The sequence below is a fragment of the Microcoleus sp. w2-18bC1 genome, assembly GCF_036700365.1.
Taxonomy (GTDB): domain Bacteria; phylum Cyanobacteriota; class Cyanobacteriia; order Cyanobacteriales; family Microcoleaceae; genus Microcoleus.
In genome coordinates this window covers 207,439-221,035 of the sequence record NZ_JAUBOS010000001.1, presented here as the reverse complement: position 1 = coordinate 221,035, position 13,597 = coordinate 207,439, and the positions used below count along the sequence as shown (strand labels likewise).

The 13,597-nt window shown below is 45.0% G+C and carries 13 protein-coding genes; 5 read left to right on the top strand and 8 right to left on the bottom strand.

Going from position 1 to position 13,597, the window contains the following annotated elements; translation table 11 throughout:
* Positions 1 to 1,098: right-handed parallel beta-helix repeat-containing protein (locus QT979_RS00880; RefSeq protein ID WP_333307617.1), on the top strand; the 1,098-nt coding region annotated here is incomplete at its 5' end.
* Positions 1,099 to 1,287: 189 nt separating this feature from the next.
* Here QT979_RS00880 and QT979_RS00875 read toward each other — a convergent pair.
* From QT979_RS00875 to QT979_RS00860, 4 genes are all read right to left on the bottom strand, one after another.
* Positions 1,288 to 2,244 carry a DUF6282 family protein gene (locus tag QT979_RS00875; RefSeq protein ID WP_333210396.1) on the bottom strand — a complete coding sequence of 319 codons (957 nt, stop codon included), beginning with the start codon at positions 2,242 to 2,244 and terminating at the stop codon, positions 1,288 to 1,290.
* A 68-nt stretch (positions 2,245 to 2,312) separates the two neighbouring features.
* Positions 2,313 to 3,218, bottom strand: coding sequence for an alpha/beta hydrolase (locus QT979_RS00870; protein ID WP_333210397.1), 906 nt, complete (start codon positions 3,216 to 3,218; stop codon positions 2,313 to 2,315).
* Positions 3,219 to 3,232: 14 nt separating this feature from the next.
* A complete protein-coding gene (locus QT979_RS00865) occupies positions 3,233 to 3,679 on the bottom strand; it encodes a SufE family protein (protein ID WP_333210399.1) in 447 nt (148 codons plus the stop codon).
* Between the two features lie 149 nt (positions 3,680 to 3,828).
* Positions 3,829 to 4,860: a GTP-binding protein gene (locus QT979_RS00860; protein WP_333210400.1), complete on the bottom strand. Its 1,032-nt coding sequence runs from the start codon at positions 4,858 to 4,860 to the stop codon at positions 3,829 to 3,831.
* A gap of 608 nt (positions 4,861 to 5,468) precedes the next feature.
* Between QT979_RS00860 and QT979_RS00855 the strand changes: the two genes are divergently transcribed.
* Positions 5,469 to 6,011, top strand: a complete 543-nt coding sequence (locus tag QT979_RS00855; protein WP_333307612.1) for an iron chelate uptake ABC transporter family permease subunit — start codon at positions 5,469 to 5,471, stop codon at positions 6,009 to 6,011.
* On the opposite strand, the gene QT979_RS00850 is transcribed toward QT979_RS00855, so the two are convergent.
* Positions 6,000 to 6,362 (bottom strand): hypothetical protein, encoded by a 363-nt coding sequence (locus QT979_RS00850; RefSeq protein WP_333210404.1) that lies wholly within the window; start codon positions 6,360 to 6,362, stop codon positions 6,000 to 6,002. The genes QT979_RS00855 and QT979_RS00850 overlap by 12 nt on opposite strands.
* A gap of 325 nt (positions 6,363 to 6,687) precedes the next feature.
* On the opposite strand from QT979_RS00850, the gene QT979_RS00845 reads away from it, so the two are divergent.
* From QT979_RS00845 to QT979_RS00835, 3 genes are all read left to right on the top strand, one after another.
* On the top strand, positions 6,688 to 7,419 hold the full coding sequence (locus tag QT979_RS00845; RefSeq protein WP_333210405.1) for a response regulator: 732 nt from the start codon (positions 6,688 to 6,690) through the stop codon (positions 7,417 to 7,419).
* Positions 7,420 to 7,425: 6 nt separating this feature from the next.
* The gene (locus QT979_RS00840) at positions 7,426 to 8,025 is read left to right on the top strand and encodes an adenylate/guanylate cyclase domain-containing protein (protein WP_333210406.1); all 600 of its coding nucleotides are present in this window, start codon (positions 7,426 to 7,428) and stop codon (positions 8,023 to 8,025) included.
* Between the two features lie 318 nt (positions 8,026 to 8,343).
* Positions 8,344 to 9,279, top strand: a complete 936-nt coding sequence (locus tag QT979_RS00835) for a fused MFS/spermidine synthase (protein ID WP_333307608.1) — start codon at positions 8,344 to 8,346, stop codon at positions 9,277 to 9,279.
* Between the two features lie 306 nt (positions 9,280 to 9,585).
* On the opposite strand, the gene ccmS is transcribed toward QT979_RS00835, so the two are convergent.
* The 3 genes from ccmS to QT979_RS00820 form a co-directional block, all read right to left on the bottom strand.
* Positions 9,586 to 10,017 carry a beta-carboxysome assembly chaperone CcmS gene (gene ccmS / locus QT979_RS00830; protein WP_333055796.1) on the bottom strand — a complete coding sequence of 144 codons (432 nt, stop codon included), beginning with the start codon at positions 10,015 to 10,017 and terminating at the stop codon, positions 9,586 to 9,588.
* A gap of 162 nt (positions 10,018 to 10,179) precedes the next feature.
* Entirely contained in the window at positions 10,180 to 11,976 is a 1,797-nt protein-coding gene (locus tag QT979_RS00825) for an ABC transporter ATP-binding protein (protein ID WP_333307604.1), read from the bottom strand.
* Positions 11,977 to 12,078: 102 nt separating this feature from the next.
* A complete protein-coding gene (locus QT979_RS00820; protein ID WP_333307601.1) occupies positions 12,079 to 13,545 on the bottom strand; it encodes an RtcB family protein in 1,467 nt (488 codons plus the stop codon).
* Positions 13,546 to 13,597 lie beyond the last annotated feature (52 nt).

Sequence of the window (13,597 nt, the reverse complement as noted above, 5' to 3'; positions counted from 1 at the left end):
AGTGTGCGTCAAAGTCGCTCTGAATTGGAATCTCAGCTCACTTCTCAACTCTCGGAAACTCAAAGTCAAATCGAAACAGCTAATCAAAATCAAGCTCAACTTCAATCTCAAGTATCCGAGTTAGAACACCAGTTAGAAAGTGTTCGCCAAACTCGCTCTGAAGTGGAATCTGGGCTAGAAACTGCTAACAGAGAACGATCGCACCTTTATTCTCAACTCTCGGAAACTCAAAGTCAAATCGAGACAGCAAACCAGAATCAAGCTCAACTTCAATCTCAAGTATGGGAGTTAGAACATCAGCTAGAGACAGTTTATCAAGAACGCTTACAGCTAACATCGCAACTTTCCGAAGCGGGCGATCGACAATCTGAGCATTTTGAGTCGAAGTCAGGGCAAATTAAAGTATCTACTTCAGATACCAAAGTTGGGAAGAGTCAAGGATTTGTTGTTTCTCAGCAGAGTGAAGGCGATTATACTACTATTAGCGAAGCGCTGAAAAATGCAGCACCGGGCACGCGCATTGACGTGCATCCAGGCGTTTACCGCGAAAGTCTAATTATCGACAAATCGGTAGAAATTATCGGCAGCGGAGATGTCGATCGCATTGTGGTTGAAAGTATCAACTCAAACTGCATTAAAATGGCAACTGACAGTGCTTTAGTGCGCGGTTTAACGCTGAACGCAACTGGGAAATATTACACTATAGATATTCGCAAAGGCGAGTTAATCATAGAAGACAGCGATATCACTTCTGCGGACTATTCTGTGGTGGGAATTTGCGGCCCCGATGCAAATTCTATCCTCCGCCGCAGTCAAATTCATGATGGGGTATGGAACGGAATTTTTATATCGGATAATGGGAAAGCAACGGTGGAAGATTGCAGTATTTTTGACAACGGCAGTTTGGGAATAGGTGTCGGATTGGGAGGAAAATTGATCGTGCGCCGGTGTCGGATTAATGGTAATGAAGGTGAGGCGATCGCCGTTTACAGAGATGGCATTGCTACCGTGGAAGATAGCGATTTAACGGGCAATGCTGGGGGTGCTTGGCGCGTTGCAGATAACGGATACCTGCGCGGTAAAGGCAATCAAGAATAGAAGAAGGAAGTTCGGCAACGGATTATGTAACGGATGTAACGGATGTAACGGATGTAACGGATGTCAGGAAGAAGGCAGAAGGAAGAAGGCAGAAGGCAGAAGGCAGAGGGAAGAAGGAAGAGAAAAGAGGGAATAGAATTCCCAATTAGCGGTTCCCAATCCCCGATTGCCAATTACCAATTATCAGTTCTAAATGCCTAACAATCGAGCTGGATTGTGTTTCATCATTAAATCAATTTCGTGCGGGGAAATTCCTTGATTTATCAATTTTTTCACAAATAATTTGTAACCTTCCGCAGGTAAAGGATCGGGTTTTCTTCCCAAATCTGTACTCATAACAAAATGCTCGGCTCCTATTAGTTTAATCGCTGCTGCCATCTTACTAATAGGAACTTGATGCCAGTTTTTGTGTCCGTCATCAACGGCATTTTCTCCCATCAAATCGTTGACAAATGCCAGTTCTAGAAAAGCTCCCATCTGGGCGGCTGTTTGCATATTTTCTAGGGATAAACCGGGTACATCCGCCATTGCGTGGGTAATCAGGATTTTTTTAATGTTGAGCAGGTTGGCTGCACCGACAACTGCCATCACTTCTTCTGATGAAATATGACCGGTTTCCAATACCAAATTTTCTTTGGCTACCATCTTCAACACGGCTGCTGTTTCCGGTAAAACTTTGCCCTTTTCCGCAACTTTAATCCCCCTTCCCGATTTTTGAAAAACCTGCAAGTGATGCTCAGCATCAACCGTTGGTAGCCACACTACTTTACCGTATTTGCCGCCGATGCGGTGCATTGCGTCTACAGCGTCGGGATTAATGCCGCCGACAGCATAATTGAGAACAACTCCTCCGAAAACTTGGATTTCTGGTACTATTTTATTAACCAGAACTGCCCGCGCTGCTGTGCTGGCATAATGATTTTTCAATACCACAGCTTTCATCTTCGCCCTAGCAGCTAATTTCGCTACTTCAAAATCGTCTAATCTGCGGGGAATCGCATCAGGAGAAGAATGAATGTGAAAGTCGATCGCACCTTCGATCGTACTCTTTGGCAAATTGACCATCGGCGAATCTCCGACAGCATAAACTGGCAGACAAAACCAATAGCAAACCATCCAAACTAACGTTAAAAAAACAGCTTGCATTTATCCCCTCTTCCCTTCTCCCCTCTGCGTTCTCTGGCGCTGGAGCGCTTCATTCCCTCTTAATTATCTCAAATAAAAGATTTAACCGCATTTGCTAAAGCTGCTGCATTCTCTTCGTGCATTCCCAAGGAACCAGGAATAACTCGCGATTCAACACCGGGTAATTCCGTTAATGCTTCCATTTCAGCCTTTGATTTGGGCGGCGCATCCTCAGCAATTACAACCATCACCGGCACTGCTAATTGTTGAAAATTATCTGTAAATTCCGATCGCACTTTTGCCGGATCTAAACCACCAGTCACAAAGGCAGCGGAACCGTATCTAGCACCGGGTTTTTGCGTCACTTGCCATTTACTTTGGATGAAATCGGGCGTGACTTTAGCTGCATCAACATAGACGTGGCGGCGGTACATCAAGCTGAGGAATGACGGCGCAGTGTTGAGTTTGTATAGGAATTGTCCCAGTAAGGGCGATCGTACTAATTCTCTCACAATTCCATGCCATCCGCTTTGCTGTTTGCTCATCGTCGGCAAAGGCCCGCGCCAAGTCGGTGCAGCTAACACAATCTTTGACCATACATTGGGCTTTGATTGCGCTAACTGCATCACATAACCCGCAGCATGACCGGCTGCAACTACAGCAACAGGACTATTAAAATTTGCCTCAACAAAATCCTTGATAAATTGATGGTATAATTGCGGTTGATAGTCGGTTCGCGGGCGATCGGATTCGCCAAAACCCGGCCAATCTAAGCTCACAACTTGAAATTGGGGAGCTAACAATTCTGCTAAAGGACGCATTTCTTCTCGCGTCGAAACCGTACTGAAAGCAGGCAGCAACAATACAGGATTTCCCTGTCCTCTAGTTTCGTAAATAACTTTGATTTGTGTTTCTTGCCAATTCCACAGATATTCTTGAACTGTGGCGGAATAGTTACCAGAATTTGATTTTGTTAAATTTGTAGTTTGAGTCATGACTGTTTATTCTTTTAATTTGCTTCGGCTTGCTTGCTTAATTCACAAGCAAGTGCCTTATTTTTCATCATTTGAAAAATGTTGTAAAATCCGTTAGCGCGGGAAGGTGTCAGACTTACATTCAATCCCGTGTCTTGAATAAAATCTGGGGTAATGGTGACAATTTCAGCAGGTGTTAATCCGCTCAAACCTTCCACCAGTAAGCCAACTAATCCTTTGACTAACTGAGCGTCTGAATCACCTTGATACAGAACTTTTCCGTCTGCCAAATTTGCAGTAATATAAACTTGCGACACGCAGCCAGAAACTTTGTTTTCCGGCAGTTTGTCGCTTTCGGGAAATGCTGGAAGTCGCTTGGCATACCACAGCAGTTGTTCGTAGCGCTGTTTCGGATCGGAATGTCGCTGAAAGCGCTGGACGATTTTAGCTAGGGCTGCGGGTAGTGTGGTGTTTGTGGACATGATTCACTCGTAGCGGTTTACTGCGTTAATATTATACCTTCAATTGTAGCAGGTAAGGGCGATCGATTTGAGATTTGAGATTAGGACTTAAGGATGAGATAGTAGGGACACGGCAATGCCGTGTCCTCATGGGTTTTTAAGACACGATCTTAAACTAAGCAACTGTTCAGGTGTTCTCGAATTTGAGCGGTATCTAAGTTGCGGCCGATGACTACGAGTTGATTGTTAGGTGTGGTAAACCATTCGGAAGCATCTAATTCGTATCTGGGGCCGCTGAGTTGAAAGATGTGTCTCATCGGACTGTCGTTAAACCAGAGAATTCCTTTTGCCCGAAATACATCCAAGGGCATTTTTTCGGTGAGAAATTCTTGGAATTTGTGAACATCAAAAGGTCGATCGCTCTCAAATGATAGTGAAATAAATCCGTCGTTATCTAAGTGATGAGATTGATGTCCGTGATGGTGTTCGTGTTCGTGATGGTGTTCGTGATGGTGTTCGTGTTTTTCCTCAATTTCCAGACTGTTGAAAATATCTGCCTGCGTTAAACCTACACCCAAAATTAAGGGTAGAGGAACTTCACCGTATCGAGAGTGTAAAATTCTCGCTCCTTCCTTAACTGTGCGAATGTAAGATTCTAACTCTTCTACTTTTTCTTGAGGAGCTAGATCGGTTTTGTTCAGCAGCACAATATCTGCAAATGCCACTTGTTTAAAAGCTGCTTCGCTGTCAAAGTGATCGGTAGTAAATGTTTCGCTATCGACTACGGTAAGTACAGAATCTAGATTGGTCAAATCCCGCAACTCGGTGCCGACAAATGTCAGGATAATCGGCAGCGGGTCGGCCACTCCGGTGGTTTCAATCACCATACAGTCGATGCGTTCTTCTCGTTCTAAAACTCGGTAAACTGCATCGACTAAGCCTTCGTTAATAGTGCAACAGATGCAACCGTTGCTAAGTTCTACCATGTCATCGTCTGTAGAAACAAGAAGCTGCGAATCGATATTGATATCGCCAAATTCGTTAACTAAAACTGCTACTTTTAAATCTTGGCGATTTTTGAGTATTTGATTGAGCAAAGTGGTTTTGCCGCTGCCGAGAAATCCGGTAATTATAGTTACTGGCATCCCTTTTTTGGGAAGATCGGCAATTAAATTTGGGGTTTGTACGGTGAGATTAGTCATTGTTATTCATTGGTTAGTTGTAAAGGCATTGCTGTTAATTTCCAAAGCCGATCGCACCTCATCGCTGACAGCCCGGTGCGATCGCCTCTGCTAAGATACGGGCGATCGAGCCGATCTCGCGCACTTTTATGTGATAATCATTCTCACAATACCTGAAAATGCGGTTGGCGCGCAAGCTCTACAATTACAGATCGGTGCAATATCTCCGATCGGGCTTTAATCTGAATAGGTTACTGTAGTTAACGAGCGCGATCTATCCACAAACAGGAGAATATATGGTAAGTAACTAGCCAGATTGTCTCTTAGGAGTTTGGGCGATCGCGCAGGAATAACTCTGAAAAAAGGTTATTTATCTAACGGCAAAGCGGTATAATATATTGTGAAAAAAATCTGGCTAAAATATCGAGTTTTTCAGGCAGTTGTATTCTTAGGATTGGGTTTGGTGTTAACCATCGCCCTTTCACTTTCTTTTGGTGCGGTGCCGATGAGTTCAGCTCAATTGTGACAAGCATTTCTGCACCGAGGTGATGCTGTAAATCAAACTATTTTCTGGGAAGTGCGTTTGCACAGAGTGGTGGCAGCGCTGACATTTGGTGCGGCGTTAGGAATTGTCGGGAGCTTGGCTGCAGGAGCCGCTCAGCAACGGTTTAGCCGCTCCTTTTGTATTAGGAATTTCGGCTGGTGCGGGGTTAGTTGCGATTACCATGCTGACTTTGGGAATATTTCAAACTGGGGTGTCTTTGGCGGCTTGGATAGGTGCTATTTTAACTTCGATGCTGGTCTACTTTTTGGGACAAACTAAAACGGGAATTTCTGTCGAACGTTTGGTTTTAGCTGGTGTGGCTGTGAGTTCTCTTTTTGGGGCAATACAAACTACACTGCTGCTGTTAGCTGAAGACAGCCGTTTGCAAGCTGCTTTGAATTGGTTAATAGGCAATTTAAACGGTCGCGGTTGGTCGAATTTGCAGGTTGCTGCACCTTATATTTTGGCTGCTTTGCTGTTAGGATGTTTTTTGGGGCGATCGATAAATTTGCTGGCTTTGGTTTCTCTAAAAGTGAGAAAGCTAAAGGCATTCCAAAGCCCGCAGCGATCGGAAACCAGATTTTTGAGACTGACTCCCAATGGTGTCGGATCGCCCTCAAGAAGCTAAATCCAGAGGTGGCAAACCGCGCAACTGTCGCAGCGAGTTGATACACATCTGACAGTCGCAGCCAAACAGGGCCACAGCCGCATCGCTTTCTTCTTCCGAAAAATCCAGCATCGCCACCTGCTGATCATCAGGCTGCTGCCAACTGATTTTTACTTTAGAATTAGCAGCAGCTTTGGCGGGGAGGCGCACGCAAGTCAGACGCTGAGTGTGGGGCGATCGCACGCAGCGGGGCGAATCAGCCGATTGGCTTGGTGTTTCGCCAATTTGAGCGGGATTTGCGATCGCGCTCAAAGACATCACAGATCCAAACAGCGTGGGGCTTACCAATAAAGTGAGGAGTAATCTATTCATTTGTCGTCTTTAAGAACTTTAATGTATACAGTAACCGATTATCTGTTGCAATTCAACAAGGTTTTCGTCCGACATCAGTAAGATTTGGCGTTATGAAGGCTTAAAAGTCGAATATTTGTCGCCCAAATATCTAATAATTTTTCGGGTATTAGCAACAAGCATTTTCTGATAAGTATCACCTTTGCTTCCCAGTTTAAGATTTGTTGCAATTTTAGTAAGTTTAGCTTGCCAGTGATAACAAACTCTTCCAATGTGGGTAAACTGATTTCAGTAAGGGTTACTCGAAGCAGCGAACAAGTTTACCTCAGAAACCAGGTGGGGAGTGATGAGTACAGTTTTAGTGGTGGAAGATTCCCGCAGCCAGCGGGAGTGCATTTCACATCAGTTGAGATGCAGCGGATTGAATGTAATTCAGGCATCGGACGGTGTGGAAGCGCTGGATAAAATTGAGAAAAATTGCCCCGATTTAGTATTATTAGATGTCATAATGCCCCGTCTAGACGGCTACGGGGTTTGTCGTTTAATTAAAGCTAATCCCGAAACTCGGAACATACCAGTGGTATTTTTAACAGGCAAGGGACAGCGGTTAGCTTTATTTGCGAGGTTCCAGGGCGATCGCGCCGAGGCTTATGTTAGCAAACCTTGGCAGCCGAGGGAACTTTTGGCAACGATCAAAAAAGTTTTGCTCAATGCCAATATTAAGTTCGATCGAGCTTCAGCGGACGCTTGGACAGAATACGGAATTTTAAACTTAAGTACAGTCGAACTGTATCAAAGCCATGCCGATGCTTGGACAAAATACAGTTCCCAAATTATTAAATTGTACGATTCCAGCTTAGCAGCTTTTGAGCAAGCTTTGGCAATTGAACCGAGTCACTCCAATGCAAACAAGTATCGCAACCGAGTCCAGACAATCCGGGCAATTTTGATGAAAAAATTAGAGCACACTAAACCCTGCAAAGTGTGCGATTATTATTACGGTAAGGATGGCATCAATTGTGCGGTGCATCCTGCTGGCCGGCCTCAAGAACTGTGTCGCGATTGGGAATTTAATTAAACAAAGATGAAAACAAATAACCGCGCTACCTTAGAAAAGCTGCTGCAAGAAAGAAACGAACATCCCGAAAGAATGGCTGAAATTGATGCGAAAATTAATGAAACTTTTCGCCAAAATTACGCAATTTTAGTAATGGATATGTCGGGATTTTCGCGCACGACAGTCCGCTACGGAATTATTCATTTTTTGGCAATGATTCACCGGATGCACGGAATTGTCAAACCGATAATTTCAGAATACAGCGGCACTGTAGTTAAGGAGGAAGCCGACAATATTTTTGCAGTTTTTCCCGATGTAAAATCGGCTGTGGAAGCTGCGATCGACTCTTTGAAACAAACGGCGGCTGTCAACACGACACTGCCGCCGGAGATGGATATTTACCTCTGCATTGGTATTGGCTGTGGCGATGTTTTGATGCTGGAAGGAGAAGATATGTACGGATCGGAATTTAATCTGGCATCCAAGCTGGGAGAGGATTTGGCGGAACGGGGAGAGATTTTGCTCACCTCAGCAGCCTTTGAAAAGTTGGAAGGTGACAAGCAAGATTGGGAAAAAGTGGAACTTTCGGTTTCAGGTTTGGAATTGGTGGCGTACAAGCGGCTGTAATCGGGTGAATTTCTGTTGTCTTCTCGTTCTTCGCCATGCTGGAAAATGAGACATGACCCAGCCCAAAAACGGATACAAGCCCCCGACTTAAGTCGTGGAAAGATAAAAATTTTAGACCAAAGTTCAAACTCCCAGATTTATCTGTGGGGTAAATCTAAAATCTAAAATCTAAAATCTAAAATCGACTGACTTGCCCCAGCCTTGAGTAGAAACCCGGTTTCTTCGCAGATACCTGGCGACTCAGCCATTTTTGTAGAAACCGGGTTGATGAGGCTATATTCTTAGAGAATATGGAATTTAAATAAAATTTAAAATCAGATGATTGAGGAACACAAAACTTGGCAATCTATTAATTTATCCGCTATTCGACAGCGACTGGCTTGGCTGCAGCAACAGCCCGACAAAGTTATTTTTTGCAAAGAGTCTGGTGTTCACTATGTTGCAGTCACAAAAGAGCGATCGCACATTAAGCTATCTTTAGTAGAAAAAGTAAATCGGCAAACAGATTTACTGCAATCTATTTTCGATCTCAACAATCCTTTACATCTAGTGTCTGAATATACTCAGGCGATGATGTTGGGTTTAGTGTGGCAAAGCCAACCTCAAAGAATCTACATAGCGGGATTTGGCGGCGGCAGAATTCCCTTAGTTTTGCACCACTATTTGCCGGAAACGGTTATAGAATGTACGGATGTCGATCCGATCGCGATCGAAGCAGCTACACAGTGTTTTGGGGTAAAATTCGACGATCTGCTAACTGTAACAATTCAAGACGGCAGAGAGTATTTAGAGCAGCAAAAATCAGATACTCAGTACGATATCATCATGATCGATGTAGCTTTTGGCAACGGCTACTTTCCGCACCGCCTATCCACCAATGAGTTTTATCAAATCTGCGAAAAACACTTGTCAACCGAGGGAGTTGTGCTAGCCAATCTGCTGCATAGAGATCAGTTTTATGCCGAAAAAGTTACGACTTTTCAAAGTGTGTTTTCTCAGGTATGCCTATGTGTTTGCCAGGAAAGTAATAGCATTTTGATTGGTAGCAACAGCCAGATTTGGGAGAAAGATGAGATTGTTGCTAAGGCAAAATATTTACAAGATAGCTATCAATTTTCATTTCCATTAACTGACAGATCACAGGAAGTAAAATTAGGTAGAGAATTGGCGGAAGCTATACCTAATATAGACAAAGCTCAAATTTTTCATGACGATTCGCCGCCCGCTGGTTATTTTGATTGCTGGTTATTCTGATATTTATAATAAGTCCGGGTTTACTCTTTGTGGAACAGGCATCTTGCCTGTTACTGATACAATGTTGAGATCACCCAGGGATTGAAAGAGACTGCGGGATAAAATTGCTCTCAGAGTGCGATCGGATATAACCATCGACAATAGGGCAACGCAGGACACGGCATTGCCATTTCCCTACCTCAAGATAATCAATCTTCCTCGATAAGAGATATAACCATCGCCCGATTAATTTTCGGGAAACCTCACCGCCTCGTCTCCTGACTATAGGGAGTATCAATTCCGATACCACCGGATTTGATATAACTCCTATTTCATACATTCAACCATCTGCTGTTCTAGCTTAGCCAACAATGTATCCACATCGGTCGCAGCTTCCTCAAAACAAACAGGAGGTTCAGGCTTAGGTTCAAAAAGAATCAACTTAATTTGACCTTCCCCGATCGCCAAAATCGCCACTTCTTTCTCAGGTTTGTGAGCGTTCAACACACCTACAACTTCCTGAATATGACTTTTAACTTGACGGTTCAACTCCTCAACCGCCTCTTTCTTACAATACACAAAACGCGCAGTTTCTGCAATATCAATTGCTAAAATCTCCTCGCTTTCTTCTCCCCTTTCCAGAAATAGCCCCCAAGCCAAAGCAGCCAATTCATTTTGATTAGCTTTCACAAATTTATCTAACTTGCGACTCCAGCTATTTTCGTTGGGTTTGGACTCAGGGCTATCAAATAGAAACATTTTCTCTTCTTGTTTGTATAAACTAATATTTTACAGTCAGTTAGCAGTTGGCAGTTGGCGGTTGGCAGTTGGCTGTTGACTGTTGTCATTAGTTACCCATGCCCAATGGCCCATCCCCAATTACAAATTAGCAATTACCAATTACCCAAAAGCGCTGCGTTTCTATCTTATACCAGATTGCACGCGCCAGAGCGCCGCATAAATTCCGTCCTGTTCGATCAGTTGTTCGTGCTGCCCCGATTCTACCACCAGCCCCTCTTCCATGACACAAATGCAATCAGCATTGCGGACAGTAGAAAGACGGTGGGCGATCGCAATTGTAGTGCGATTCTTGGTAATTCGTTCGAGCGATCGCTGAATTGCCGCCTCAGTCTCGTTATCCACCGCTGAAGTAGCTTCGTCAAGAATCAAAATCGGCGGATTCTTCAAAACTGCCCTCGCAATTGCAATTCGCTGCCGCTGACCCCCCGACAATTTTTGACCGCGTTCCCCTACAATAGTGTTGTAACCGTCCGGCAATTGTACGATAAACTCGTGAGCCTCGGCAATTTTCGCAGCATTTACTATCTCTCGATTGTTAGCCTCAAAACTGCCGTAAGCAATATTTTCGGCCACCGTACCGTGAAACAAAAACACATCTTGACTCACCAATCCGATCGCTCTTCGCAAATCTTTTAAATTCAGGTTATTTAATTCTATACCGTCGAGATAAATATTGCCGTACTGTACCTCGTACAGCCTCAATATGAGTTTCACCAGGGTACTTTTTCCCGAACCAGTAGCGCCAACAATAGCAGTAGTTTTGCCTGCAGGCAGAGTCAAGGAAAAATACTGCAAAATTGGCTTTCTTTGATTGTAAGAAAAAGTAACATTTTTAAATTCCAACTCACCCTTGATCGAACTAACCGGCCGCCGAATATCACCTGTGTGAATTGCGATCGGAGTATCCAACAAATTCATCACCCGATTAGTCGAAGCCATGGCGCGCTGGTATTGATCCAGAGTATTTCCCAGGCGAGTCAGCGGCCACAGCAACCGCTGGGTCAAAAATACCAAAACGCTGTAAGTTCCCACAGACAACCGGCCCGCCACCACCTCCAAACCGCCCAGAAATAGTGTTGCAATAAACCCCAAGAAAATCACAACCCGAATCAGGGGAATAAAAGCAGCCGAAAGTACGATCGCCCGTCGGTTGCTTTGGCGGTAAGCTTGGCTTTGTGCTTCGATGCGCTGAATTTCATAATCTTCGGAAGTAAAACTTTTAATAGTAGTAATTCCCATCAAATTATTCGACAGTTGTCCGTTCAGAAAACTCACCTTTTCCCGCACGTCAGCATAGAAAGGAGCAAGGCGATTTTGAAAGGCGATCGAACCCCAAATAATAAAAGGTATCGGCAGCATTGACAGCCCAGCAACACCAGGAGAGGCAGCAAAAAAAGCCGCGCCAATCACAACAACAGTGGTAATTACCTGAATCACCTCATTAGCACCGTCGTCCAAAAAACGTTCGAGTTGATTGATATCATCATTGAGAATAGAAATCAAACCGCCAGTGCTGCGCTCTTCAAAATAAGCTAACTCTAATTCTTGCAAATGCCCGTAAGCTTCCAGACGCAAATCGTGTTCAATATCCTGAGCCAAATTGCGCCACAAATAATCATAGGCATATTCAAAAACAGATTCCAACGTCCAAACAATCAAACTCACAAAAGTAATAATTGCCAGTTGCCAAAAGACATCTTTTATGCCCCACTGAGCGAGGATAGAATCTTGCTGTTTCACCACCACATCAACGGCAATACCGATTAATGCTGGCGGCGCTAAATCAAAGAATTTATTCAGCAGCGAACAGATACTGGCCAGCCAAGCTTTCAGGCGGTAGCGGCGCCCGTACTTCATCAGCCGCTTTAGGGGATGGACAGGTTTTGATGGATTTGGTGATGCTTGAGAATCATTCATAGGGCATGGGGGATCGGAAATAGGGCCGAGAATTAAAAATTAGTAGAGTGCTCGGCGCGCACCTTACCCTGGTTTAATTTTTAATTCTCAAATGCCCCGTTCCTAGGCTTTAAACGTTAACACTGGCTTCATTTTAGCGACTACACCAACTATTTGTGCCTCAACCTGAACGTCAATTACTGGTTGAATTGGCTTGTAAGCGGCCGGTGCTTCTTCGATTCTGCGTTCTTCGCGCAAGGTAATGCAATCTACGCCGATTAATCCCAAAGCGGAGTCAGTTTTGTCAACACCTTTGCGACTCATATCGAACCGCGATCGCGCCCTTCCTGCACCGTGAGAGGCCGATCGCAAAAATCGATCGTTCCCCTTCCCAACCAGCAAAAAAGACGGCGCGCCCATCGAACCCGGTACAATTACAGGCTGGCCGGAATGTGCGGGACAAGCACCTTTGCGAGTCACCCAGCCGCCACCTTCAGCTAAGGTGATATTGTGAGGCACATCGTATACTAAGGGAGCTTCGACATCGCCAAAAACTTGCCGCAAACGCCAGCGCAGAAGTTCTGCTAGCAGCAAACGGTTGATAAAACCGTAGTTAGCGGCGGTTGCTTCCGCTTGCAGGTAGCTGTTCACAAGTTCGGGATTTGCTGCCACAGACACCGGGAAAAGCCGGGATTCAGGATGTTTCAGAGTTTTCGGCCAGGCGTCGCAAGCTCGATCGCGCCACATTCCGCCGATATATTTGCCAACATTCCGCGAACCCGAATGAATCATGAAAGCGATTTGTCCCGATCGAACTCCCCAAGTATAAGCCGTAGCCTTGTCCACAACTTCCTCAACCACTTGAATTTCGACAAAGTGATTGCCGCCGCCGATAGTCGCTAACCCGCCATCCCTGACTAAGCCGTCATTTGGGACTAATTCTTCGGGAGCCCATCTGACATCGCCATTCATGGAACCGCCAAGGAAAGTGCGATTGCACTCTGCGGCCAACTGCTGGAAATCCGAATTAGCCGCGCTGCCGGTTGCCTCGTCTGCCATACCATCCAGCCATCCGGGAATCCCGTGTTGGAACATCGCGCGAGCAGTTTTTGCAGTCATGCTGACATCGCGAGTACCGAAGAAATAATCGCCTTTGAGCAATTCTACAAATCGATCGCGCTGACTGAGGAATTGTTCGATCGACAAATCCGCAACGTGTAACCGCATCCCGCAGTTAATATCGGAACCGACAGCAGCCGGAATCACCATTCCTGCTGTTTCTACAATAGAGCCGATCGCCACCCCCGCATCCCCCGGATGGAAATCTGCTGGAGTAGCGCAAGCGTGGCAAACGCAGCCGCCTTGAGGGTGTCGAACATTTGCCAAATTTGCTAACTGTTTGAGCGCCTTTGCTTCCACAGGAAAATCCTCTGGGAGCAAAACTTCTGCTGTTGTGGCACTGGCATCTTGCCACTGTTCTTTCAGAGAACTATTGAGACAAATCGAGTAGACTTTATTGTCGTAACTAACATCAAGACCTTGCCGAGATAAAGCTCGCAAAAGCCTGTTCAAGTTTTTTGGCTGCTGCATAAATAGTCTATTGCGGGTTGCAGTACAACCGCCACAAATGGAAGAGATGTTG